At 70.1% G+C, this 23827-nt stretch carries 17 protein-coding genes and 2 pseudogenes; 7 read left to right on the top strand and 12 right to left on the bottom strand.

Annotated features, from left to right (window positions below; all coding sequences use genetic code 11):
• Window positions 1-25: 25 nt before the first annotated feature.
• From ACIBSV_RS11040 to ACIBSV_RS11030, 3 genes are all read right to left on the bottom strand, one after another.
• Window positions 26-4639, bottom strand: coding sequence for a DUF6603 domain-containing protein (locus tag ACIBSV_RS11040; protein ID WP_395861522.1), 4614 nt, complete (start codon window positions 4637-4639; stop codon window positions 26-28).
• 1 nt (window position 4640) lies between these two features.
• On the bottom strand, window positions 4641-7286 hold the full coding sequence (locus tag ACIBSV_RS11035) for a S8 family serine peptidase (RefSeq protein WP_395861520.1): 2646 nt from the start codon (window positions 7284-7286) through the stop codon (window positions 4641-4643).
• A gap of 959 nt (window positions 7287-8245) precedes the next feature.
• The gene (locus ACIBSV_RS11030; protein ID WP_395861518.1) at window positions 8246-8377 is read right to left on the bottom strand and encodes a hypothetical protein; all 132 of its coding nucleotides are present in this window, start codon (window positions 8375-8377) and stop codon (window positions 8246-8248) included.
• A 167-nt stretch (window positions 8378-8544) separates the two neighbouring features.
• Between ACIBSV_RS11030 and ACIBSV_RS11025 the strand changes: the two are divergent.
• Window positions 8545-8748, top strand: a pseudogene (locus tag ACIBSV_RS11025) (Mu transposase domain-containing protein); the annotation flags it as partial.
• Window positions 8749-9009: 261 nt separating this feature from the next.
• Window positions 9010-9213: pseudogene (locus ACIBSV_RS11020) on the top strand (ATP-binding protein); the annotation flags it as partial.
• Between the two features lie 209 nt (window positions 9214-9422).
• Here ACIBSV_RS11020 and ACIBSV_RS11015 read toward each other — a convergent pair.
• Window positions 9423-9680 carry a hypothetical protein gene (locus ACIBSV_RS11015; protein WP_395861851.1) on the bottom strand — a complete coding sequence of 86 codons (258 nt, stop codon included), beginning with the start codon at window positions 9678-9680 and terminating at the stop codon, window positions 9423-9425.
• Window positions 9681-9949: 269 nt separating this feature from the next.
• Here ACIBSV_RS11015 and ACIBSV_RS11010 point away from each other — a divergent pair, with 269 nt between their 5' ends.
• Window positions 9950-10222, top strand: a complete 273-nt coding sequence (locus tag ACIBSV_RS11010) for a transposase (RefSeq protein ID WP_395861516.1) — start codon at window positions 9950-9952, stop codon at window positions 10220-10222.
• Window positions 10223-10871: 649 nt separating this feature from the next.
• Here ACIBSV_RS11010 and ACIBSV_RS11005 read toward each other — a convergent pair.
• The 3 genes from ACIBSV_RS11005 to ACIBSV_RS10995 form a co-directional block, all read right to left on the bottom strand.
• Window positions 10872-11093 (bottom strand): hypothetical protein, encoded by a 222-nt coding sequence (locus ACIBSV_RS11005; RefSeq protein WP_395861514.1) that lies wholly within the window; start codon window positions 11091-11093, stop codon window positions 10872-10874.
• A 574-nt stretch (window positions 11094-11667) separates the two neighbouring features.
• Window positions 11668-13101 carry an MFS transporter gene (locus ACIBSV_RS11000; RefSeq protein WP_395861512.1) on the bottom strand — a complete coding sequence of 478 codons (1434 nt, stop codon included), beginning with the start codon at window positions 13099-13101 and terminating at the stop codon, window positions 11668-11670.
• Window positions 13094-13354, bottom strand: coding sequence for a hypothetical protein (locus ACIBSV_RS10995; RefSeq protein WP_395861510.1), 261 nt, complete (start codon window positions 13352-13354; stop codon window positions 13094-13096). Before ACIBSV_RS10995 ends, ACIBSV_RS11000 begins: the two co-directional genes overlap by 8 nt.
• A 1164-nt stretch (window positions 13355-14518) precedes the next feature.
• Between ACIBSV_RS10995 and ACIBSV_RS10990 the strand changes: the two genes are divergently transcribed.
• The 3 genes from ACIBSV_RS10990 to ACIBSV_RS10980 all read left to right on the top strand — a co-directional run bounded on the left by ACIBSV_RS10990 (window position 14519) and on the right by ACIBSV_RS10980 (window position 19009).
• Window positions 14519-15565, top strand: coding sequence for a TerC family protein (locus ACIBSV_RS10990; protein WP_395861508.1), 1047 nt, complete (start codon window positions 14519-14521; stop codon window positions 15563-15565).
• Between the two features lie 1330 nt (window positions 15566-16895).
• Window positions 16896-18224, top strand: a complete 1329-nt coding sequence (locus ACIBSV_RS10985; protein WP_395861506.1) for an NAD(P)/FAD-dependent oxidoreductase — start codon at window positions 16896-16898, stop codon at window positions 18222-18224.
• Window positions 18221-19009 (top strand): DUF1365 domain-containing protein, encoded by a 789-nt coding sequence (locus tag ACIBSV_RS10980; protein WP_395861504.1) that lies wholly within the window; start codon window positions 18221-18223, stop codon window positions 19007-19009. The genes ACIBSV_RS10985 and ACIBSV_RS10980 overlap by 4 nt, the downstream gene beginning before the upstream one ends.
• A gap of 751 nt (window positions 19010-19760) precedes the next feature.
• Here the strand turns inward: ACIBSV_RS10980 and ACIBSV_RS10975 are convergent.
• Together ACIBSV_RS10975 and ACIBSV_RS10970 are read right to left on the bottom strand one after the other, a co-directional pair.
• Window positions 19761-20198, bottom strand: coding sequence for an SRPBCC family protein (locus tag ACIBSV_RS10975; RefSeq protein WP_395861501.1), 438 nt, complete (start codon window positions 20196-20198; stop codon window positions 19761-19763).
• A 380-nt stretch (window positions 20199-20578) separates the two neighbouring features.
• Window positions 20579-20977 (bottom strand): hypothetical protein, encoded by a 399-nt coding sequence (locus ACIBSV_RS10970; protein ID WP_395861499.1) that lies wholly within the window; start codon window positions 20975-20977, stop codon window positions 20579-20581.
• 418 nt (window positions 20978-21395) lie between these two features.
• Here ACIBSV_RS10970 and ACIBSV_RS10965 point away from each other — a divergent pair, with 418 nt between their 5' ends.
• A complete protein-coding gene (locus ACIBSV_RS10965; RefSeq protein WP_395861497.1) occupies window positions 21396-21866 on the top strand; it encodes an SRPBCC domain-containing protein in 471 nt (156 codons plus the stop codon).
• 207 nt (window positions 21867-22073) lie between these two features.
• Here ACIBSV_RS10965 and ACIBSV_RS10960 read toward each other — a convergent pair whose 3' ends face one another.
• From ACIBSV_RS10960 to ACIBSV_RS10950, 3 genes are all read right to left on the bottom strand, one after another.
• Entirely contained in the window at window positions 22074-22634 is a 561-nt protein-coding gene (locus tag ACIBSV_RS10960; RefSeq protein WP_395861495.1) for a GNAT family N-acetyltransferase, read from the bottom strand.
• Window positions 22635-22770: 136 nt separating this feature from the next.
• Window positions 22771-22914 carry a hypothetical protein gene (locus tag ACIBSV_RS10955; protein ID WP_395861493.1) on the bottom strand — a complete coding sequence of 48 codons (144 nt, stop codon included), beginning with the start codon at window positions 22912-22914 and terminating at the stop codon, window positions 22771-22773.
• 169 nt (window positions 22915-23083) lie between these two features.
• Window positions 23084-23773 carry an alpha/beta fold hydrolase gene (locus tag ACIBSV_RS10950; protein WP_395861491.1) on the bottom strand — a complete coding sequence of 230 codons (690 nt, stop codon included), beginning with the start codon at window positions 23771-23773 and terminating at the stop codon, window positions 23084-23086.
• Window positions 23774-23827 lie beyond the last annotated feature (54 nt).

Here is a 23827-nt window from a genome sequence, read left to right as displayed (position 1 = left end):
GTCGAACCCTTCGTGGTGGCGGGGGTCATGGCGTGAGGATCTCGGTGCCGGCGGTGACGACGACGGTTTCGGTGGGTGCGGCCGGCCCGGCCAGCACCACACCGCCCGCGGCCAGCACCCGCCCGTCCGCCAGTTCGATCGCCGCGAAGTCGGTACGGCCGCCGCCCAACCCCCCGGTGGAGGTCCAGACGCGGCCGACGGGGTCGTACAGGATCGTGCTGCGCAGACCCGCGGCGACGGTCGACCCGGCGCTGCCGCCCGACACCAGGACCCGGCCCGAACGCAGCAGCAGCGCACGATGGCCGCTGCGCCCGCCCCCGGGCATGTTCGCCACCGGAGCCCAGGCGTTGGTGCCCGGGTCGTAGCGCTCCGCCGAGGCGAGCGGGGCGAGCGTGAATCGGCCGGCCGCGGGGATCTCCGTCGCATCGCCCCCGGTCACCAGCACGGACCCGTCGGCCAGGGTCGTGGCCTGGTGCCCCTTGCGCGGGGTGTTCAGGCTCGCGGCCACGGACCAGGTGCCCGCGACCGGGTCGTACAGCTCGCAGAACGCGAGCCCCCTCGGTCGGCCGCCGGTGGCCGTCGCGCCGCCGACGACCAGGACCCGGCCACCGGACAGCACCGCGGCCCGGTGCCCGGAACGGGCATCGGTCATCGCCTTCGCTGGGGACCACACGCCGGTGCGCGGGTCGAACAGCTCCGCCGAGTACAGCGCGCGGCTCTCGGTGCTCCGGGCCCCGGTGCCGCCGGCCACGAGCACCGAACCGGTGCTCAGCAGCGTCGCCGAGTGCCGCGCCCGGGCGGTCTTCGGGCCCGTTCCGGCCGGGCTCCAGGTGCCGGCGATCGGATCGAAGATCTCGGCCGACGCGAGCAGCGCCCCGTCGGCGCCCCATCCGCCGACCACCAGGACCCGGCCGTCGTCGAGCACGGTGGTCGAGTGCCCCCGGCGGGCAACGGCCAGGTCCGCGGCGGCTTTCCAGCTCTTGCGGGCCGGATCGAACAGAGCCGCCGCCTTGATCGCCCGACCACCGTCGTCGGCGCCGCCGGCCACGAACACGGTGCCGCCGCCCGGACGCACCGCCTCCAGTCCCGAGGCCGCCACCGGCAGCGCGGTGGCCTCCGTCCACGTACCGGGGGTGGACAGCGGCGCGGCCACCTCGGACACCGGAATCACATGCAGCGTGTTCGCCAGGCTCGGGTCGGCGTGGACCCAGTCGGCGAGCGCGTCGGACGCGCTCGCGAGGCTGCGGAAACTCGTCGCCCCCCGGTCGACGTCGGAGGTCGGCGGGAACGCCTGGAGGTTGTCACGCCGGTAGGCGACGGCGTACCGCTGCCCGGTGATGCGGACCGTGTCCTCGGCCGCGAAGGGTTGGCGCTGCTCGGCCTCGCGCCGGGACAGGGACGAGCGACTGGTGCTGTTGCCCTCCAGGAGCCGGTCGTAGATCGCGCCGCCGACGTTGTGGAAGCGCTCGCGGCGGGTGGATCCCGGCGCAGCGGCGGTGCGCTGCGCCCGCATCGCGGCGGCATTGCTCTTTCGGCTGTCGAAGATGTGCAGTTCGTAGCGGGTGCTGCGGCGGACCACCCGGGCGGAGGCCAGTGCCCCGCGCTCCGCGCTCAACTCCAGGCCGGCGTCCTGGTCCTGATACGCCGCGGCGGACAATTTCGCCGCGTCGTCCATGTCCTGGAACTGGGCCATCGCGAACTTGTCGTCGGGGAGCGACAGTTGCACGAGTCCGCTGTCCGACGCGGGGGCGATCGTGAAACGTTTGCCGTCGCTCGGACGCTGCGCACCCACCCGGTCGATCCGCACGTTCAGCGGGATGGCCCGCTGCTGCACGAACAGGGTGCCGCGCGGGTGCAGCACGAGCCGGTCGGTGTCGGGCAGCGTGCGCAGCGTGACCCGGGTGTCGCCGCCGCCCGGGGGCAGGACGGTCCGCCAGCCCTCGATCTTGGTGATCTCGCGCGCCAGGAGCGGCAGTACCGCGATCGGCGGCAGCGTCGTGTTGCGTTCCTCGCCCCACGCGATGTCGAAGTCGGCCGAGATCTCCAGGAGCAGCAGGGAGATCGAACCGCGACCGCGGGCCCGCCACGGCGACGGCCCCTCCAGGCGGAACCGGAGGTCGATCCCGAAGACCCCGACCCCGAACGCCTTCAGCGAGACCCCGGCGCCGATCTCGATGACGAACGCGAACGGCGAGAACCGGAACAGCGCGTCGAACGCGAGATGCCCCTCGATCCCGAAGTCCGAGAAGCCGAACCGCAGTTCGGCAGCGGCACCGAACTGGGCGGTGTTGCTGGTGAGAGCGAAGTAGCCGGATACCCGGATCAGGCCGCCGGGCCGGTTGAGGATGTCGATCGACAGCCGTTTGGGTACCGGGAACGGCAGCGGCGGGGGCTTGAACGCGGGGTGGAAGCCGCCGACGGTCAACACCAGATCGGGCTTGTCGCCCCAGGCGACGAGCAGGCCCATGCCGCCGTCGAGGGTCATGGTGAGAATGCGCGATTCGAAGAGTTGCGCGAAGAACCACAACCGCGACTTGTCGAACTCGAACGCGCCGATGAACGCGACCTTCAGCACCAGGAGCGCGAGTTCCTCGGTGGGCAGCGCGCACTTGAGCACGCCCAGGACCGCCAGGTTGCCCGGGATCTCGATCACGACCCCGAGCGAGACGCTCACCAGCGTCGGTGTGCCCCAGCCGATCTTTGCCATCGGCCCGATCAGGAACGTGCCCTGCTCCGGCGGGAAGAAGGCGCGCAGATCGCTGAGGATGCGCGGGGCGTTGGCCACCACGTCCTTGGGGAACATCACCGATTCGACCCGGCCGGTGCGCACCCCCTCGGCGAGCGCGGTCAGGTTCATGCCCCGGTTGAGCCCGATCAGGCCGCCGACGGCGAGCAGGGTGAAGCCGTAGCCCAGTTGCAGGCCGCCGGCACCGAACTCGGTGGTGATCACGATCAGCATCGAGAACCCGTCGGAGCCGTCCGGCATCCGGGTGCTGATCAGGCCGATCGCCTTGAGGTCGAGGAAACCGGCGAACTTCAGCTCGAGTGCGCCGGAATACTCCCCCCGCGCGGAGTCGACGGACAGGAAACCCCCGCCGGCGACGACCCCGGCGTCGACGGAGAGACCGATGCCGGTGGGCGGCTTGAACGCGAAGCCGATGTCCAGGGGGCCGAGATTGCCGCCGTCGCGAAAGCGCGCGGAGACGATGACACCGACCCGGTCGACCGTCGCCTTGATCGGGCCCAGTTCCGCGGTGAATCCGGTGGAGATCTCCAGCGGCAGCGAACCGTCGGCACCCACGCCCACACTCAGGTACAGGGTGGTGACCTCGACCGGGCCCAGTTCGAGGTGGGTGGGGATGGCCAGATCGAGGGAACCGCTGCCCTCCAGACGCAGGCCGTCCGAGGGCGACCACAGGGCGCGCAGCGTGAAGTCGGATTCGACGCGTCCGCCGCCGGTGATCGTGCCGATGAAGCCGTCGCCCTCGGCGAGGTCGATCAGGACGTGACCGTCCACCAGGTCGACGTGCGCGGTGGGTTCGACGGTGGCCGCGGCGCCGGGCGCGGCCTGTGCCTTCAGGCCGAGCGCCGCGGTGAGCCGACCGACCTCCAGCCGGGAGCCCCCCGACTTGCCCAGCAGCACGATGGGCTTGCCGTCGGCGTGTTCCGCGGTCAGTGCGAGACCGGCATCGAGGGTCAAACCCCCCGTCGCGGGCCGGAGTTCGATGCTCAAGGGCGGCCGGATGTGCCCTTCGAGCCCCGGTTCGAACCGGGTGCGCGCCTCCACGGCCAGCTTCCACAGCGGGCTCGGGGTGTACGACCGGAGGTAGTCCTCGGTCGCAGCGACGTCCACGCGCGCGGCCAGGGTGGGCGGGGTATTGCTCGGGTCGACGGCCAGCCGCAACACATAGGCGTCCAGCGCCTTCGGCCCGCCGGCCGGCGCCTCGTAGGTGAAGTCTCGGTCGTGGGCGTCGAGATGCTCGGCGATCAGCCGGAACAACTCCCTGCCGTCGAACGACGGTCGACCGAAATCGAAGACGTCGCCGAAGAGATCGCCGGGGGCGGTGAACAGGGTGGGCAGGCGGTCCAGCCGCAGTGTGCGACGTCGAACCTGCAACACGGTGGGATCCTGGGGGTCGACGGCCCCCGGCACGTCCATGACGATCCCGAGCAGCGAGAGCACGTCGAGCGCGTTGCGGCTCCGACCCTCGAGGTGGGTCAGAAGCGCGTGGTCGAGCATCCGGCGAGGCACCTGCCCCACTTCGGCGCGCAGCCGTACCCGCTGTGCGTCGCTCAGCCCGACCCCGCCGACCACCGCGGCGTCCAGGGCGGGGGTCAGCGCGGTGATCGCGTCGAAGACCTGCCGCAACGCCCCCAGGAGGCTGACGCCCTCCAGGGTGATCCGCGCCCCGTCGTCGGCCGCAATCGCCGCGTCCAGCCGTGCGACGATCGACCCCAGGCCGCCGGACTGGATGGCCACCGTGCCGATCGCGCCCGAGGCGGCACCCAGACCCCCCGGCAGCCACAGGCCCAGCTCGATGAAGTACGCCTCCCGCCGGTCCGCGGCGAGCCGCTGCTCCAGCGGACGCAACGCGTTGGCGATCTCCCGGGCGAGCAACTCCAACGTGCCGGCGGCCATGTCAGCTCAACCCCGCTCGTTCGTCGAGATCGGACAGCCGTGCTCCGGGCAGTTCGAGCAGGAAGTCGCGGTGCTCGCTGATCGCTTCGCGCAACGCGGGCGACCCGACGCGGGCGAGTTCGTCGAGGAGACGGGCCAACCCGTCGCCCACCGACTGCCCGCCGAGGGTGCGCGGTACCGGCTCGTCGTGGGCGAGATCACTGAGCAGCATCCGGCGCAGCAGCAGCGGACCGTGCATGCGGCGCCAGGCCACGAGGACACGACGGTCGTGTTCGACGCGCAGTCGCACCTCTTCGTGGTGCGTGGCGGCCAATTCGGCGACCCGTCGGCCCGTCGGGGTGGTGGCCAGCCGATCGAGCACCTCGCGTACGCGCGTGACCACGGGCACGTGCGCGGCGGGATAGGCGGCGGAGGGCAGCACGAGGGGTTCCCCCGCGGCGGCGTGCTCCCTCGCGAGCGTGGTCGGCATCGCGGCGAGGATCGCCTTCTCGGCGTTGACCCGACCGAAGCCCCAACCGCTGTCCAACTGCGTGGGGGGCGTCGGGGGGACCGGGGCGTCGCAGGTCTCGATCAGGTGTTTCACGATGGTGAGATGGTCGAGGTTCTTGTTCGCCTCGAACATCAGCGCGACGACGCCGGCGACGAAGGGCGCGGCCAGGCTTGTCCCGTCGTGGGGCACGAGGAGGTTGGGCGGCTTGGCGCCGGCGTCGGCCGAGACGATTCCGACACCCGGGGCGCATACCTCCGGTTTGAGCCTGAGGTCGACGGTCGGCCCCCGACTCGAGAAGTCCGCGAGTGTGTTGTCCTTGGGGTTGTACGCGCCCACGGTGAGGGGAAGGCGGCCGCTGCCCGGGCTGATGACGGTTCGGGTCCGGTCTCGATCCGGTAGGGCGAAACGTGCGGGCGGGTCCGTCGGGGTCAGCCCGAGCCAACAGTCGAACGGGGTTTCGGTGCCCTGGATTTCGCGCAGTGTGATCGTCCAGGCTCCCTGGGAGATCAGCCCGTTGCCGGCCGGGTTGACGACGACCGAGATGTGCCGCTTGCCGCTGGGCGAATCCGTCAGGACGGAGGTGACGGACACGCTGTGCGCCGTCGTTCCCGTCCCGAGGGTTGCCACCACGTTGGATCCGGGGGTGACGGGTGTCGGCAGCGACTGCCCCACTCCGGGCTGGGGCCCGCCGCCGGCCAGGGGCGAAGCGGTCAGATCGAAGCTGAGCCGGCCGGGGCCGGGATACCAGATGTTGAACACGTCGGCGACGCGGTCGTCGACCTCGACGACGAAGGTCAGCGTGACCGGAGCTCCTGTCGGCCCGGCGGGTACCCTGCCCATCGCGTGCAACCCGTGGCCCTTGAAGCGCACTGGCACCGGTGGTGGTGTGGCGGACGGCGGCGGACGGAACAGGCCGCCGTTGTTCCCGGCGCCGACCACGATCGATCTCTTGGCCGAGCCGGCCAGCCTGTCGTCGAGAAAGACCTCGAAATTGGCGGTGCCGTCGTGCGGGGTGCCGTCCCCGCCGAAGCTCAGGTTCACCACCACGGGTCGGGGATCGGTGCCGTCGGGGCGCCACGGCTGATCGAGGATGTACGTGACGCCGGCCATGTCGTCATGGTCGCTGTGGAGCGAACGAACCATGACGAGATCGGCGTTGTACGCGATGCCGACCGTCCGCTTGCCACTGCAGCAGCCCGGTGGACCGAAGCCCGCCGCGACGCCGGCCACGTGGGTTCCGTGCTTGTTCCAGTCACGGGAGGCGAAGGGTGCGGGCGGGTTGGCGGACAGGGCCGCGTTGATTTGATCCCGGCTGAAGGTCCGGCCGCGCCGCACGAAGATGCTGGGCCCGCTCCCTCCGGTGAGTATGGCCGCGACGGCGATGTCGTTGATGCCGGCGTTGTCGAATGTGGAACCGTGGTACTTGCCGCCGAAGTCGATGATCACCGATCTCGTGGGCAGCGGGCCTTCGGTCACGGTGATGTCGCCGGGGGCGATCCCGGCGAACGCGTTCAGGGCCGTCTGCACCGTGGCGGCGGTCAGGGGCAGGGACAGGACCGGAGTCTTCTGCAGCGGCAACGTACCCGGTGGCTGCCACGACAGGACGAGCGTGCCTCCCGTCGGATTTCCGTTCGCCACCAGCGTGTGACGGAGAGTCAGGTCATAGAGCGAGGTGATTCGTGTGCTCCCGTCCGGCTTGCGGAAGACCGGGTGGAAGATGTCGATACCCGAGTCGACGAGGCCGACGACCACACCCTCGCCCGTGAGTGTCGGCGCGAAGGCGTGCACCGGATCGGCCGGATCGAGCGGGTCGTCGCCCGCGGCCGACGCGGCCGACGCGGTCGCCGGCATCAGCGGTCGCGATCGGCGATTGCCCTGGATCGCGACGACGTTGTCGAGGTCGGCCACACGCTCCAGATCGCCGGCGGCGATCGTGCCGACCGCGACCCGCTCGGACCGGAACTCGGTCCACAGGCCGGCCTCCTCCACCACCGCGAGCTCCCCGGTGAAGCGCACGGAGACCTTGACGCGCTCCAGTCGCACGAACCCCGCCTCCGTGTCCAGGCCCGCGTCCGCCTGCTCCCGGCCGTTCGGAGCGGTGTACTCCAGCGCGCGCACTCGTGCCGACAACGCTTCGTCGAGCTTCGTGCTCACCATTCGGCCTTCACACCCGATCGTCGACGTTCGCGGTGACGGTGCGGCAGGCATGGCGAACCGAATGTTCGGTGGACGCGAGGTTCGAAACCGGCCGGCGATTACCCCAACTTGGCGGTTAGCGCTCAGCATGAATCGCGGGAAAACGCGCTGTCAATCACCCGAACCCCCGGTGTGGCGGCCCGTGTACCGCGCCGTTCCGGCCGACTTCGCACCCGCGCAAGGGGTGTACCCGCCCACCGGACACCCCCACATCTCACCCGACCGGACCAGCCGGCGCACCCACCCGAAGGGCCGCGCCGGCGGTTGCACCCCGCGCGTGCCGCGGGTGCAGGCCGGAAGGAGGAGGGGCAGCGACGAGGGGTGGGTAGTGGGAGAGGGGCATGCGGTCATGCGCTCGCTCGAACATCCCGTCGGGGAATCCTTGCGTATCGCGTGGCCTTGGCCGCCGACGCGTGCACGTCCGGTGGGGCGGATCGTGCGACTTTGGTGGGCGGCGCGCAGCAGCAGGGTGCTCATCGTGGTAATCGCGGCCGGGCTCATCGCCCCGACGACGACGGGCGCCGTCGGATTCCTGTCCCGGAACATGTCTCCGCTCATGTGGGTCGCCGTCGGCGTCGCGCTGCTCCTCCTGGTGGCCGCCCGCCGCGATTCCCGGTCGATACGCATCCTGCCCTTCAAAGATCCGGTCGACGAGGACCGCACCGGGCAGGCGGACCGGACCGCGGCGGGGTTCGCCGAACTCCTGGACGGCGAGATCGAGCGGACCGCGCAGTTGGTCCGGCAGGAGCCGTTCATGACGCCCGCCGACGTGCTCAACCCGGCCGGGCGGCGGGGCGAGACGGTTCGGCGGTCCTCGGCCAGGGTCCCGTTCAAGACCGGGACGGGGTCACGGCCACGGGATTGCAGGGGGACGTCAGGCCGACCGGGGCGGGCACGGTCGCCCTGGGCCCACTGCACCTTCAGGTGGGTACCGTGCCGACCTGGCTGGAGAGGGTGAACTGCGGCCAGTCCCCTTGAGGGAACTCGAAGCCGGGCACGAGGTAGAAGCTCCCGTATTCCGTGAAGACGGTGCCCTGTTTTCTGTCGGCCATGCCGCCTCGCCTCCTCAAGGACCTGCTCCGACGTTGAACTTATCCCCGTTGAGAACGCGTTCGTTGTCGTAGAAAGCCCTGAGGGCAGCGCCGCCCTCGTCGTTCTGGCCTTCCGGAATGTTGCAGGGGCCCACTCCTCGGGACCCACATGGCTGTTGACGATCGGGGTGTTCGGCCAGTTGAGCTGGCACCGGTTCCATGTGCGCGGGGCGGGGCCGGTATCGGTCGGGGACCCGGGGTGGCACTGCCTGGTCGCGTTCGACGAGAACCTCTACTCGGTGCCTGCGCGTCGGGTTCGGCCGCGGCAATTGATCGAGGTGCGGGCCACGAAGTCGGAGGTCATGCTGCACTCCACGCCCACCGATGTGGGCACCGACTCGCTGCTGGCGGCCCACCCACGGACCTTCGGGCGGGGCGCCCGCATCGTGGACGAGAGGCACTGGGACGGGTTGCCCACGGGAAAGGGGCGCCGGACCACGACGGGCCACGTCCCGGCCCGGCAGCGGTCACAGCCGGGAAGCGAAGAGTCTCGGTCGCTGCAGTCTCTGCTGGTCCGCGGCGCAGATCGAGGTCGGGCGGCGTCCGATGTCGGTCTACGACAAGTTGACCGGCACCGGCTCGTTCACGAACCGATCCACGGCGGCAGCGTCTCGAGCGAGCTGACCGGCAACCGCATCCGCACCACCGCACGCAAACTCGGCCGCACCTCGCGGAGACCGTCGCCGAGTTCACCAAGCGTGCGGAGGGGGCGAAGTTGGGCTACCTGGGACTTCCTCGATCTGGTGCCGGCCGAGGAACTCGCCGCCCGTGACGACCGCCGCTTCCGGCAGGGGGTCTGTGGACCTCGCCAGGAACCTTCCCGAGTCACGTACGCCGTCGCCGGTCTGATCCGGAAGATGGTGGATGGCCGCACGCGCCGCCTCCTGTCAGCGAAGCGGAACACGCCGTGGTCGTCGGCGTGTTCCGCTCGTGCTACCACGCTACGCCGGACGCTGACGCGTCCGTCGACCGCCATGGGATTCGGCAGATCGTTTCAGGGGGTGCCTCACACCGTCTTGGAGATCGAGAGCCGCCAAGAACCGTCTTGCCGGCCCAGGCACGACCACACCTTGGCCGCGCCATAGTGCACATAGCTCTGCCCGACCTGGGCGCACTTGACCTTCGCGGAGTACCCGCCGTAGTACGTGGCAACGTGCTGCCACGAGTACGCAGCATGGGCCTGACCCGTCGTGGCAATCACCAGCCCGGCCGCGGCCGCCATCGTCAACGCGGCTCCGGCAACCCGTCGTTTCACAGTACCCATCGCGCACCTTCCGTCCATGGATCAGGTCAACGCGATCTTGGCGCAGCAGGCAAAGCTCGTCAAAGGCATAGGCCGGTTCGCGCGATCGCAAGCCAGGGAACGCAAAACCGGAAACCCTCGGCGTGCCCACGGCGTGCGAGTGGACGAGGCCGTCCGCACAGCCGTACGGGATGAGCGGCGGCTCGTCAGGCCGTGATCGACCGTTGCCTGAGTCATGGGACACCGCCTGATACGGCACTCGCCACGTGAGGGCACCGAAACCTGGGGGTGTGCTGCACTTCGTCGAGAATCCGACGGACCGGCAGGCGGCGCACGCGGTGCGGGCCAGGATCGACGTGGAGTACCTACTGGGTATGGAGCTCACCGACCCCGGCTTCGACTTCACGGTGCTCACCGGGTCCCGACAACGGCTGCCGGCCACGGCTTGCAGGAGCGGGTGCTGGACCTGCTCTTGGAGCGCCCGGCCGACGAGGGCCTGGTCAGCGCCGGAGGGCGGCAGCGCACCGACTCCACTCATGTCCTGGCGGCCGTCCGGCGCCTGAACCGACTGGAGTTCGTCGGCGAAACGCTCCGGGCCCGCCTGGAAACACTGTCCTCGGCAAATGCCCCGTGGCTCGCGAACTGGATGGACCCGGCACGGCAGGAGCGTGACAGCGCCAGGACCGATGCCTACCGTCTGCCGTCCAAGCGGTCCGAACGCGACCGACTGGCCCGGCAGATCGCCGTCGACGGCTATCGCCTGCTCGGCCGTGCACGCTTCCACGGCACCGGCCTGGCTGCGCGAGATCCCTGCGGTGGCCGTGCTCCGAACGGTCTGGATCCAGCCGCCATCAAGCCCAGGAGGTTTTCGTCTTCGGCGATTGGACCCTGGCCCGCTGGAGCGTCTACTTCGACGGGGCCGGGCGAACGAGGCGTCCGCCGAACCGCACTTGGACTCCGCGTGGGTAGCGGGCGTCGGTCTGACACGCGTCCGCCACGAGCGCATCGTCGAGGCGCCGAGCCGGGGCAAGTCCCCATGAGCCGGAGACTTCCGCCCGCCCGACGACAGCAGGCCGCGCGGCCACCGCAGGTTGCCCACGGAACATGCTCCGACCGTCCCGCGGCCGCAGGTGCCGTCAAGCCACTGGGGTTCGGGCCTCCAGCAAGGGCGATCTTGCGGACAACGTGCCGCGTGACCGATTCAGCCCCTGGTCAGGGCTCTTTTGCCGACGGGGAACGAGGTTGTCGGCGCTGCGGGACGCCATCCACCGCGAGTTGCTCGGTGGAGATGCAGGCGGCGTCCGGTTGGATGAGGAGGGCGAGCACCTGCTTGCCGAGCGCGTCCTGGACCAGCGGCGGCGGCTGGTGGGGCCAGTCGCCCCCGCGCCGGCGCCCGGCTCGCTTGAGCGCGGCCTGGATCCGGGTGCGGGTCAACCGCGCCGCCCGCGCGGGGGCGGTGCGGTCCTGAGGAGCTCGGTTGGGGCGGGGTGACGGGCGAGCAGGAGGCGGCTCGAACAGGGCGCGGTGGGGTGGGAACAGCGCAGCGGGTGGGGGCTGAGCGATGATGTCAGCGCGCTTGGGGCTCGTCCTCGGTCGTTCGAGCGATGCACGAAGCCGATCTCGTTTCGTGTGCGCGGGTTCGCGTCGGCCTGTGCTCGTCGCCCGAGTTGCGTCCGTAGTCCTGGAGAAGGGCTTCATCCGAACTCTCGTTCCGTTTCACGGATGACGATTTTGTGCTCGGGGACTGCCCGGGATGGATTTTGTGTCGCCGGCAGGGTGTGGGCGGGGTGCGCCCGCGGTTTCGGACCGAACCGGTCACCGGGCCCGCGCGGTGGCTCCGCACTCTCGACGCCTTTCCGGAGCTTGGGAATCGCTGTTGCGAAACCGTCGACCCATCCTTTTCCGGCCTATTGGAAGACGGCGTCGCCCGTCGCGGGGTCGGGCGGGCGGTGGGTGGCCGAGAGCGACCTGCGGTCGCGCCCGCGTCCTCGGAGTAGCGGCCTGGTCCTCATTCGTCGCCGGCCGGGCTCGGTGTGTCTTGTCGGTCGGTGGGGGCGTGGGTGTGTGGCGGCTGGTTCGGGAGGAGTACGGCGGCGGTGAGGCCGACGAGTCCGACGGCTGCCAGGGTGATCATGGCGGCGGCGTAGGCGTGGCTGGTCAGGCCGGCGACAAGGATGGTGCCGGCGATCGCGGTGCCGAGGGAGGAGCCGAGGTTGGAGATGCTGCGGGACAGGCCGGAGATCTCGCCCTGTCGGTCCTCGGTGAAGCTGGACTGGACGATGTTGACGGAGGGGGTGAGCATCACGCCGAGGCCGAGGCCGATGAGAAGGAGTCCGGGCGCGAAGGCCCAAGGGCTGGGTGAGCCGGCGACGACAAGGATGAGGACGACGATGCCGGCAATGGTGGTGACGAATCCCGTGAGGATGAGGGTGCGTTGGGCGTGGCGCTTGGCGAGGCGTTCGGCCGCGAGGGAGGAGAGGAGGATTCCGAGGGTGGCCGCGGTGAAGATCACACCGGTCTGGATCGCGTCGTATCCGCGGACGACCTGTAGATAGGAGGCCACGGTGAAGGACACCCCCATGAGGAGGAGCCATTGGGTGTTCTGGGTGGCGAGCCCGAGGTTGGAGGTGCGGCTGCGGAACAGGTCGGTGGACAGCAGTGGTTCCTTGTGGGCTCGTTCCCGGGCGCGGATCCATCCGAGGAAGGCGGTCAGGAAGAGGACGCCGAGGGCGAGCAGGGCGAGCATGAGCCGGATGTTGTCGTCGGCGGCCAGAATGCCGGTGACGACGAGGACGAGCCCGGTGGCGGACAGGAGGGTGCCCACAGTGTCGAAGGGGCGGGTGGGGTCCGGCGGCAGGGGGTCCTCGATGCGGCGGCTGAGGGCGATGATCACGACGATGACCAGGGCCTGGAACACGAACGCGGCGCGCCAGCCGAGGGCCGAGGTGATGAGCCCGCCGATCAGCGGCCCGGCCGCGGCGCCGATTCCTCCGAGCGCCATGATCGTCCCGAACGCGCGGGCGCGTGAGGTCGTATCGGTGAACAGCAGTGTGGTGAGGATGTAGACGGGCGGGATGAGCAGGGCGGTGCCGACGCCTTCGAGGATCGAGTTGCCGAGGATGAGGACGCCCAGGTCCGGTGCCATGGCACTCAGCAGCGCGCCGACGCCGTACACCACGAGACCGGTGAGCAGGCACCGCTTGCGGCCGTAGCGGTCGGTCAGTTTGCCGCCGGGGATCATCAGGGCGGCCATCACCAGCAGGAAGATGGTGATCGCGACCTGGACGCCCTGCACTGTGGTGTCGAGGTCCTCGCTGATGTCGTTGATCATCACGTTCATGTTGGAGCCGGCGAAGCTGCAGATGAACTGGGCGAGAGCCAGCGGCGCGATGACGCGCCGCAGACCGCCGGGCGGCGGCGCGGTCGGGGCGGTGTCACTCACCGGCGCCACCGCGTTCCGCCTTGTCGAGGTGCCCTTCGCGGGCGATGGCCGCGGCGACCGGGGGGTCCGCCCGGGAGATGAGCGGACGGCCCGCAGTGGCTCCGCGTTCGCCGTCCAGCAGCGAAGCGGACACGCCGGGGCCCTCGAGCCGCGGCGTGCGCCACCGGTCGATCGTCTTGCCGGAATACAGCGGCGCGGCGGTGAGGAGATCACCGACCGTCCCATGATCGGCGATAGCGGGGTGGGTGCTCACAAGAATCTCCCGTCGTCCGTTGGAGCCGCGGCGGCGTCCGACACCCGGACAGGAACATCGGGGTGCGCCCTCGGGAAACGTCCGGCTCGAAAATCCGGACCCGCGCCCCGGCACGGGCCCGCAAGTCCGGCCGGCCGGTCACACTGCAAACGAAACGCGACTCCTACAGCGCCTGCACCAAGACATGGCTCGTCATGCCCTCAGGCACACTCTGCCGCGAGGTTTCCGGCCCGGTCGGACAACGCGCGGTGACCGAACGGGTGAACAGTCGGCGAACGGGACAGTGAGTCCGGGCCGCAAGGACCGTCCGCCGCTCGGAGAAAACCTGGGTATCGGTTACAAGTCCGACCACCGCCGAGTCGGCGCCGGGCATCTCCCGGAACCGGCAGGGGGTGAGCCCGGATATGCCCGGAAAGGCGCAACGAGACAATCGTGAGCGTCGGTTGGCGCCGACGTCGTTCGCACAACCGACCCATTCCCGGACCAGGATCCGGAACGGGCGTACTCGTGCGTGCCCTCCTCCAACACCCGCAGCCGGTCGAACAGGACCTTCGACATCGCCCGCGCGTCGGTCGCCGAGACACCGCCCGGGTCGTCGACGATCGGCAGGTCGGCGAGCGCACCGTTCCGGCTGCGGCAGTCGCGGTCGCGTCGGGGTCCGGCAAGGCGGTCGCGGCGGTGTGGGTTCATGTCGGCGTTGCTTTCGGGCCGACTCTGGGCCGCAGCATTGTGCCCGGTACTGCGGGACGTACAAGATCGTGCTGCCATCCCTTCCGGCCGTAGCTCGGCTGACCCTCCCGTAGCGTCGCTGTGAAGTCGACGTACCAGGCCGTCGCGGCCCACCGGTGAGGCGTTGGCGTCGGTTCCGACGTCAAGGTGGCGGATCCGGACCGTGCCTTCGTAGACGCGTGCCGCGGTCAAAATGGACACCTGCGGCGTAGTGGTACTTGGGGGTGCAGACAAAGCCGAGGGAGCGGAGTCCCCAGCTTGGCAGAGGTGGTGGGTGACTTCGCGCCATCACGCGTCTTGTGAAAAACCACCGCCTTTGCTCACATCATGCCTGCGGCCGACTTCGCCCGCTCCACATGCTCCGGGGGGCGCAATGCCGGACACTCCCGTGTAGGGGCCGGCGTATTTCGCGCGGGCCATAGTGAGGTGGTCGGCGTGCTTGAGGTCCCGCTCTGGCTGTGGGTGGCGTTCGCCGCGACGGTGGTCGTATCGCTGGTGGTGGACCTGCTCTCCCACCGCACCGCGCACGTCATCCGCTTCAAGGAGGCAGCTGCCTGGAGCGGCCTGTGGGTGAGTCTCGCCCTGATCTTCGGCGTGGTCGTCTTCCTCGTCCTCGGCACCACCGCCGGCACCGAGTACACGACAGCCTGGCTGCTGGAGAAGAGCCTGTCGGTCGACAACCTGTTCGTCTTCGCCGTGATCTTCGCGTACTTCAAGGTGCCCCGCGCCCACCAGCACCGCGTGCTGTTCTTCGGCGTCATCGGCGCACTCGTCTTCCGCGGGATCTTCCTCGCCCTGGGCGTGGCCGTGGTCAGCCGTTTCACCGCGGTGCTGTTCGCCTTCGCGGCGGTGCTCTTCTACAGCACCTACAAACTCCTCAAGGGCGAGGATGAGAGCTTCGACCCGGGCAAGAGCTTCGCCGTGCGGATGCTCCGCAAGGTCGTCCCGGTCCGAGACGAGTACGCCGGGGCGAAGTTCTTCGTCAGGGAAGCCGGCAAGAGGGTGGCGACTCCACTGCTCGCGGTGGTCGTGGCCATCGAGGCCGCCGACCTGATCTTCGCTGTCGACAGTGTCCCGGCCGTCCTTGCGGTCAGCGACGACGCCTTCATCGTCTACACCAGCAACGCGTTCGCCATCCTCGGCCTGAGGGCCCTCTACTTCATGCTCGCCGGCCTCCTGGACCGCTTCCATTACCTGGGCACGGGCTTGGCGATCATCCTCGCCTTCATCGGCGTCAAGCTCATCCTTCAGGCGTCCCACAAGATGATCAGCCCCGGCATCCCGGAAGTCCCCTCACCGATCAGCCTCGCAATCATCGTCGTCGTCCTGACAGGTTCCGTGGTGCTCAGCCTCAGAAGGCCCGCCCCGACAGGCGTTGTCGAACAGACCGACGAACAACGGGCCGACTCCGAGCAGCCCAGCCCACCACCTGCGGTGGACAACCCCGAGTCCCCACCCGGTTCACCAGGTCGGGACGCTTGACCCGCGATCGTAGCTTCGTCGTCAAGGTGGTCCTGATCTGGTAGATCGTCGTCGTGTCGGACGTTCACGCGCCGGTGGACGGAAGATCTTCTTCGGCGCATGCGCAGGAGGCCGACCGCCGAAGATCCAGTGGGGACGTGGCCCGCTCATGCCGCGCCTCCGGGCAGCACGATCGGTTGGGTGCCGGCGCCCGACACGACCGCCGCGGTGGGGCGGTCGGCTGCCCGACGGTGGTCGGCCGGCAGTTCCTTCCGCGGTTTCATGGGTTCGCCCCGTTCTGCGAGTCGGGTCGACGACGCTCACAGCGGGACCCCTCGCCGGCGTCGACTGTGGGGTTCGGAATACCCTGCCGCAGCGCTGGCTCACCGCTTCGTGCTCGGTCGGTACGCATGCGGATCCTGGGCGGGCGGGGCCGCTCCTGTTCTCGCGGGGACGGCGCGTGAACCCGCCGAACGGGACGAGGCCATGGGCGCGGCCCGATCGCGGCATACGGCCATGACTGGGGTTGCGCTCGGAATGAGCGGCGTCTGCCTGCATCGCAGGAGCAAACGGATGCCCCAGCACCCCTCCCCACCGACTCCAAGCGCTTCGGGCGGCCCACCCGGTCACTCTCCGGCCCCCGCAGCCGACCCGGTGCATGTGCTCCCCGCACCGTGCGTACGCCGGCACCTTGCTCCCATACGATGCATAAACGTTGCGTTTGGTGCTTTAAGTGAGAGATTGCGAATATCGGAACAGGCGCCACGAGGCGTCCCGGGCGGCGCGGACCTCCGTCGTGGGCGAGTCGAGGCGGTTGGTCGATGCGCTTGCCGCCGACACCGCGGAGACGCGTGTGGCGCAGGAACCCGAAATGTTGCCGACGCGGAAGGGCACCATGAAGCCGAGCCGCCTCGTAGTCGGGCACGGGTGCCCTCCCGCCGAGGCCCCGGAGGGCAAGGCGTCGACCGGTATCGGCGTCCCGCCGGCGAACCCCGCCGAGTGGCAAGGAAGTCGGCGCGCATGCAGCCCTCGCATCGGGATCGCCTCGATGGTCGTGTGCCCGATAGGCCCAGCCGTCGGGGGACTGAGCGCCGTCGACCGTCTGGAGCGGGCCGTTGTGAACTGAGTTCCCCCACCCGGTCGAAGGCATCCACGCTCTCGAAGCCTTCCGTCGGTCTCGGGATCGGGGACGCATCGGCCGCATCGCAATCGACCGGGGCGGCCGATGCCACCTCCGATCCGCGCGGCGGGCAAGCCGGCCGATCCACCCGCGTACGCGCCCCGAGAACCGGTACGGGCGACAAGACAAAGGGGACCGTGTCGCGGTCCCGGACGAGGAGCACACGCATCGATGTCCGACACCGTCTCCACCACCCAGAACACCCCACCCGCCCGCACCGGCGCGCCTATGCGCCGGGTAGCGGTGGTGGGTTCCGGCGTCGCCGGGCTCACCGCCGCGTATCGGCTGTCCCGGGCGGGGATCCAGGTCGAACTGTTCGAGGCGGACGGCCGCCTGGGCGGCCACGCCCACACGCAGACGACCATCGAACCGGACGGGCGGGAGCCGGCCCTGGACACCGGGTTCCTGGTCCACAACGAGCGGACCTACCCCCACCTGATCAGACTCTTCGCGGAGTTGGGAGTCCGCACCCAGGACAGCGACATGAGCATGTCCGTGCACTGCGACGGGTGCGGTCTTCAGTACGCGGGCGCGCGCGGCCCCGCCGGTCTGCTCGCCCGGCCCGGTGCCGCGCTGCGCATCCGCTACCTGCACCTGCTCGCCCAGGTGCCGCGCTTCCACCGGCTCGCCCGCCGGCTGCTCGCCGACCCCTCGGCAGGCGACCCCACTCTGCGCGAATTCCTCACGGCCGAGCGGTTCTCGCCCTACTTCGTGAACCACTTCGTCACCCCGATGGTCTCGGCCGTGTGGTCCTGCGCCCCCGATCTGGCCGGCGACTACCCGGCGCGTTACCTGTTCGTGTTCCTCGCCAACCACGGCATGCTCGGCGTGACGGGCTCACCGACCTGGCGCACCGTCGTCGGCGGCTCCCGCACCTACGTCGACAAAATCGCCGAACGCCTCACTGCCGTGCACCGCTCCACCCCCGTCCGGGCGGTACACCGCCACAACGACGCTGTCACCGTGATCACCGACGACGGACACCGCACCCGGGCCGACGCCGTCGTGGTCGCCACCCACGCCGACCAGGCACTACGCCTGCTCGCCGATCCCACCCCGAACGAGCGCGAAATCCTCGGCGCCTTCGCCTACTCGCACAACCCCACCGTGCTGCACCGTGACCCCTCGCTCCTGCCCGACGCGCGGCCGGCCCGCAGCTCCTGGAACTACCGCATGCCCCACTGCACCGCACCCTCCGACCGGGTGCAACTCACCTATCACCTCAACCGCCTGCTGCGCCTGGACACCAGTACCGACTACCTGGTCACCCTCAACGAGGACCCACGGCACCCGATCCCCGAGCACTTGGTGCTCTCCCGCACCCTGTACGAGCACCCGATCTACACCGCGAGCACCCTCGACGCCCAGCGCCGCCTGCCCGAACTGACCACCGGGCACACCGCGTTCGCCGGCGCCTACCACGGCTGGGGCTTCCACGAGGACGGCTGCCGCTCCGGCGTCGAGGCGGCCGGGGCCCTGCTGGGAGTGAGGGCGTCGTGAACACCCTGCCCGGACGCTGGGGGGCCGTCCTCTACGACACCCGCACCACGCATGTGCGCACCACGCCCCGCAGACACGCCTTCCACCACCGCGGATACCTGTGGCTGGTCGACCCCGACCGGCTTCCCGCCGTGCCCTGGCCACTACGGCCCCTGGCCCGATTCCGCCCGAGCGACCACGCCGCGGACGCCGCCCACCCCGAGCTGACGATCCGACAGGACCTGGACCGTTACCTCGCCGCACGAGGCGTCCGGCTCGGCGACGGCCGAGTGCTGATGCTCACCCAGGCCCGTTCCCTGGGGTACGTCTTCAACCCGCTGACCGTGTACTGGTGTCGCGACGACGCGGGCCGCCCACTGTGCACGGTCGCCGAGGTGCACAACACCTACGGCGACCGGCACCGCTACCTGCTGCGCCCGGATCCCGCAGGCAGGACCCGGACCCCCAAGGAGTTCCACGTCTCGCCGTTCTTCCCGGTCGACGGCCACTACCGCATGACCCTGCCGGAGCCGGACGAGTATCTCCACCTCACCGTCCACCTGGAACGCGCCGGAGGCCGGGCTTTCACCGCCACCGTCCACGGCACCGGCCGCCCCGCCGGCTCCGCCGCCCTGCTGCGTGCCGCGCTCACCCACCCCTTCGCCACCTGGGCCGTCAGCCTCCACATCCGCTACCAGGGCGTCCGCCTATGGCTGCGCGGCGTTCCCGTGCACCCCCGTCCCGCCCCCGGCCGCCCCCGATCGGCCGAGGACCCCACCCCCACTGAAGAGCCGCCCACGTCGTGACCACACAGACCTCACCGGGCGCACGGTGCCCGCTCCGACCGTGGCGAACCGACGCTCCGGCCACGCGATTCGTGGTCGGCGCACCTTCGGTGCGGCTGTGGGCACTCGGCACAATCGGCGACGTGCCGGCTGCGCGATCTCCGCCGTCACAAGTTCGCGTGCGATCCCCTCGGTGAACATCACGCGATCGTGTCACGCACCGCGCAGGGAACCTCCTGGGCTTCGTCATCGAGGCCCAGGGCGATTGGGCCGACAGAGGCGTGAATCATCGTGATCCGCTCACGAGTGGACGGGGACGCCCGCACCACGCACCTCACCCGGGCGTGCGCCGGATTTCTTTGACCAGGCGTCCGTGCGAGGGCCTTTGGGCGGCAGCCGAGCTTGCTGAAGACACCTCCGTCGTGGTGGCCGTGCGGGCTGTGCCTCGGCGTCCGGCGACACCAGGACCCCGATTCGCTCTCGCAGCCGGGCTCCTTCACCATGTTCCGGCCGCGTTCGGAGTCCGGGTCGGAGCGGGCCACCCGCTCGCGCGTGTGAGGGGCGGCACGCGCACGAAGACCCCGCCGCGACCCGGACGTGTCGGCCCGCTACCCCGATCGCATTCACGCGACGCCTGCGTTGGCCCGTCCGGGGCTGCGGCAACGCACGACCGGCCCCACCGCGTGGCATCGGTGTGGTCGATACGGCGGCAGAGCAGTGCTTGCGCGGCAGCGCATACCCCGCGCCGCGATCACCGTGGGCGATCTCGGGCTCAGTCTCGTCGGTCCGTCACGGCGCGAGGCAGAGTGCGGAGCAGCTCGTCACCGAGACGCTCGAACTCGCGGCGCAGGAACGGATCCGCAAGTCGAGCCAGGCCGTGGAAGCGGACGTGGGAGCGGTAGGTGATCTTCGTGCTGCTTCCGGCCGGTTCGAAGGTGAGGTCGTCCGTGGAGGTGGCGGTCTTGTTGGTGCCGACGAAGGTCAGTCGCGCGGGTTCGGAACGGGTCAGTTCGTAGGCGAGTTCGGTGTGCCTGCCACGAAACTCGGAGACGTTGTGCCATCGGGAACCCACTCCGATGGGTCCGGAATCGATCCGGGTGCACTCGTGCGTGCCGGGGTCCCAATGCACGGCATGGGAGAAGTCCCGCAGATAGGACACGACCTCGTCGATCGGGCGTGGGACGGTGAACGTGCGTTGTACGTCGACCATGTCTTCGACTCCTTCTCGGCGGTGTGCCGTGATGCGGCCGGGCCTGTGCGGCGTTGTCCCCGACCCGTACCCGCCGAGGGCATCCGAGATCGCCGACGACGTCGGAAGTCTTCGTCATCGACGCTTCGGGCGTGCCCACGACCCGAGACTCGGGAACGGCGCCGCCGGCTCCATGCGGTCGTCCGCCCGATGGGGGTCGGCCGAGCCGCGTGTGCCGGACGAGCGCCGCCTCGGAGCGGTCGAGGGCGCGCGCGTCGTCGTCGTGGAGGTCCTGTTGCCCAGGGCGTCTCGTGCCATGGGTTACCGCGTCGTGTGCGGATCGCTGTTGCGGGACGAGTCGCCGGATGCGGCGGCGGTGCGGATCGCGGGTCTGCCGGCGACTATCGTTCTGCGGCGAACGAGAGGATCCCGAACTCGTCCTCGCCTTCGGTGAACGGCGCTATGGCGATGTCGTGGTACGCCGCCAGGGTGTCGGCCACCTTGTCCAGGGTGTCTCGGTCTCCGTCGGCCAGTTGCCGCACCCACGCGGGCGGGCGGCGGTGCGATGACAGGCGTTGTACATCGGTTGCGAGGCGCTCGCGCGACGTAGCTCGTATCGCCTCGAAGACCCCCGTGCCGGGGAACGCCGGCGCGCTGGGGGTGAGGAAGTCCGGTACCCAGCCGGCAGCCGGGACCAACGACCCGAGCAACGACGCGCGAGGAGGCAGCCGTTCCAGCACGTGAGGCCGCCACGCACGAAACGGCGAGGCGGAACCCTGGCGCGGGACCCGCAGACTCATCACCGCCTCGCTGATCGGAAGCGCGCGTGGTGTGCGAACACCAACCCCGCCAGATCCTGCACGGTGAAGTGAATACGTAACATGCGTCCTCCATTGTCCTTTTGCTGGGCACCGTGGCCCGGTGGCCAGGGACATTCGGTCCCACCCGAAAGCCGTTGTCGCCACCCGTCTCGACCGAAGAAGCTCTACCCAGTCGCAAGAATCGCGCAGGGGTGTCGACCCGCATGGACGCCTCCTCGATTTTCGCCGCCTCTGAAGGAGTACACGAACGGCACACCCGCGACCGGGCATGCCGCTCCCCTGCCCTCGTCCACGACACGACCGCGGCGGTGGCGCTCCGCCCACCGTCAACAGGGGGCAACCGGTCGGTGAACAGCCGGCCCTCGCGAAAAGAGGGCCTGAACGAAAGGGAATCCCCATGATCGAGAACAACGAGGCCGCGACCACCGACGGCTTCCGCTACACGATCGCTCGCACCCTCGACGCCCCCGTCGCGGACGTCTGGCAGGCATGGACCATAGCCGAGCAGTACGCGCAGTGGGCGGGCACGAAAGACGTCACCCTCGACGCCCGACCCGGCGGCTCGTGGAGCGGCACCGTGGTGCTCCCGGACGGTCGACAGTTCCCCATCACCGGCTCGTACCTCGAGGTCGTCGAGAAGCGCCGCCTGGTCGTCGCGATGGACGTCCCCGGACGCGCGGAACCCGACGTCATGACTGTCGAACTGACCGATCGGGGCACCCGCACCGACATCGTCGTCTCGCAGACCTGCGACAGCGTCGAGAACCGCGACCGGACCGAGGCCGGCAGCAACATGCTCCTCGACGGCCTCGCCGCCCACCTCGAGGGTCGCCGATTTTCGACGACAGACCGCGGGCATGACGGCTGACGCCGCGTTCGCGGGCGTCGGCGCCCGGTATTCGGGCGACCCATCGCTCCAGGAACGGTTTGCCTTCGCGACGCGCCCCCGCGAGCAGGCGGTCCCGAACAGGCCCGCGGGTCGGAGCAGCCCTGGTCGGGCGTGGGCCCCTGTCCCGAACACGTCAATGCGGGTCCGGGACGGTCCCGAACACGCATGACCTGTTGCGCCCGACTCCTACGAACGTTGCTCCCACGTGGTCCGGGTGAGTTCGTACTCGACTTCGCCGTGCTCGGAACCTTCGATCGCCTCCGGCCAGTCCCCGGTGAAGTGGCGAAGGAACGACAGACCCGCCTTCTCCATCACACGCCGCGATCCCGCGTTGACCGACATGGTGTTCGCGGTCACTCGCTCCACGCCGAGGTCCGTGAACCCCTTGTCGATCAGCGCGCATGACCCCTCGGTGGCGTAGCCCTTGCCCCAGGCGGCCCTGTTCAGCCGATAGCCCAGTTCCACCACGGCGGGGCTGCAGTCGTCCAGGGGACGGAATTCGAACCAGCCCAGGAAGGTTCCGCCGTCCCTCTCCTGCGCGGCCCAGTAGCCGCGGGTCCCGACGCACGGGTGGTCGTGCAGCAACCCGGGCAGGACCTGTGCCCGGATCGTCTCGCGGCTCGTGGGCCGGCCACCGTTGATGAAGCGCATGACTTCCGGGTCGTTGTCCAGCGCGACCAGGTCGTCGACGTCGGCCTCGGTGAACGCGCGCAACACGAGCCGATCGGTCTCCAAGAGGATGTTCATGCCGTGATCCTCACCACCGGCGCAAGAGCCCGCCACCGGATATTCGCAGCGGGCCGGTACATGCGTCGGCGGACTCACCGGCTGTGCGGACGCCCGAGATCGTGGGCCGGTGAGAGCGACCAGGGGCCGCTCGCGGTCACACCTTCCAGGCACCGCGCGCGGCGGCGTCACGGGCGTAGTCGGCGAAGTCGCGGGGCTCGCGTCCCAGGGCGCGGCGCACGCCGTCGCAGACGTGCTCGTTGCGTCCGTCCAGCACCTCGGTGAACAGGAACAGCAGCAACCGGGTGACCTCTGCGGGGACTTCGTGTTCGGCGAGCGCGGCCGCGTACGCGTCGGCCGGGACCTGGACGTAGGTGATCTCGCGTCCGCTCGCCCGGGCGATCTCGCCGACGGCGTCGGCGAAGCTGAGCAGCCGGGGCCCGACATGCCCGGACTGGCGAAGACCTTGCTCATGCCTGCTTTCCGGTGGTGAAGAAGCCGGTCAGGACGGGGGCGAGGAGCTCCGGGCCGATGTTGTGCTCCTGGCCGGGGAAGACGTGCAGGGTGAAGTTGTCGGCCAGTGCGACGAGTTCCCGCGCGCCGGTGAGCATGTGCGGAGCGCCCGCGTCCCCGCTGCCGACGAGAACGGGCACCGTCACAGACCGCCAACGGTCGGCGGGCAGGGGCCGACCGGACATGGTGTCACCCATGACCCGGCCGTCATAGGGCAGGGTGCGGGCGGTGGCTTCCATACCCGCCCAGAAGGGCGCCTGCCGCATCCCGGCGACGACCTCGGCGGGCATGCCCACGGCCGCGGTCATGAAGTAGGCCACGGCGTCACCGTACGCCCCCTGCTTCACGAGGTCCGTCAGATGGGCGACGTAGTCGGCGGGCAACGGTGGGCGGCTGGAGTCGGTGATGAAGGGCGGCTCGTACATGGCCAGCCTGGAGACGGCACTGCCCCGGGCGACGGCCTCCAGCGCCAGTACGGCGCCGGAGGACATGCCGAAGACCATCGCCTCACCGCCCGCGCGCCCGATCAGGGCGTCCAGGTCCTCGACCTCGACCGCTACGCCGCCGCCGGCGCCCGCGTCTTCCTCGCCGCCTACCGCTGACCACCGCCCCGGCCTCGCCGACTCACGCGCATCTGCCGGGTGCAACACCCGACCGCAGGCCGGGCTGCGCCCACCACCGAGCGGCGGGGGTTTACCCGG

The sequence above is a fragment of the Embleya sp. NPDC050154 genome (assembly GCF_044460165.1).
Lineage (GTDB): Bacteria > Actinomycetota > Actinomycetes > Streptomycetales > Streptomycetaceae > Embleya.
The sequence above is the reverse complement of the archived record's forward strand: the minus strand, read 5'-3'. Positions and strand labels throughout refer to the sequence as shown.

Excerpts from the sequence above, each read along its gene's own strand:
- ACIBSV_RS11040 (WP_395861522.1), bottom strand. The coding sequence starts at position 4,639 with ATGGCCGCCGGCACGTTGGAGTTGCTCGCCCGGGAGATCGCCAACGCG.
- ACIBSV_RS11035 (WP_395861520.1), bottom strand. The coding sequence starts at position 7,286 with ATGGTGAGCACGAAGCTCGACGAAGCGTTGTCGGCACGAGTGCGCGCG.
- ACIBSV_RS11030 (WP_395861518.1), bottom strand. The coding sequence starts at position 8,377 with ATGGCCGACAGAAAACAGGGCACCGTCTTCACGGAATACGGGAGCTTC.
- ACIBSV_RS11015 (WP_395861851.1), bottom strand. The coding sequence starts at position 9,680 with ATGGGTACTGTGAAACGACGGGTTGCCGGAGCCGCGTTGACGATGGCG.
- ACIBSV_RS10985 (WP_395861506.1), top strand. The coding sequence starts at position 16,896 with ATGTCCGACACCGTCTCCACCACCCAGAACACCCCACCCGCCCGCACC.
- ACIBSV_RS10975 (WP_395861501.1), bottom strand. The coding sequence starts at position 20,198 with ATGGTCGACGTACAACGCACGTTCACCGTCCCACGCCCGATCGACGAG.
- ACIBSV_RS10970 (WP_395861499.1), bottom strand. The coding sequence starts at position 20,977 with ATGAGTCTGCGGGTCCCGCGCCAGGGTTCCGCCTCGCCGTTTCGTGCG.
- ACIBSV_RS10965 (WP_395861497.1), top strand. The coding sequence starts at position 21,396 with ATGATCGAGAACAACGAGGCCGCGACCACCGACGGCTTCCGCTACACG.
- ACIBSV_RS10960 (WP_395861495.1), bottom strand. The coding sequence starts at position 22,634 with ATGAACATCCTCTTGGAGACCGATCGGCTCGTGTTGCGCGCGTTCACC.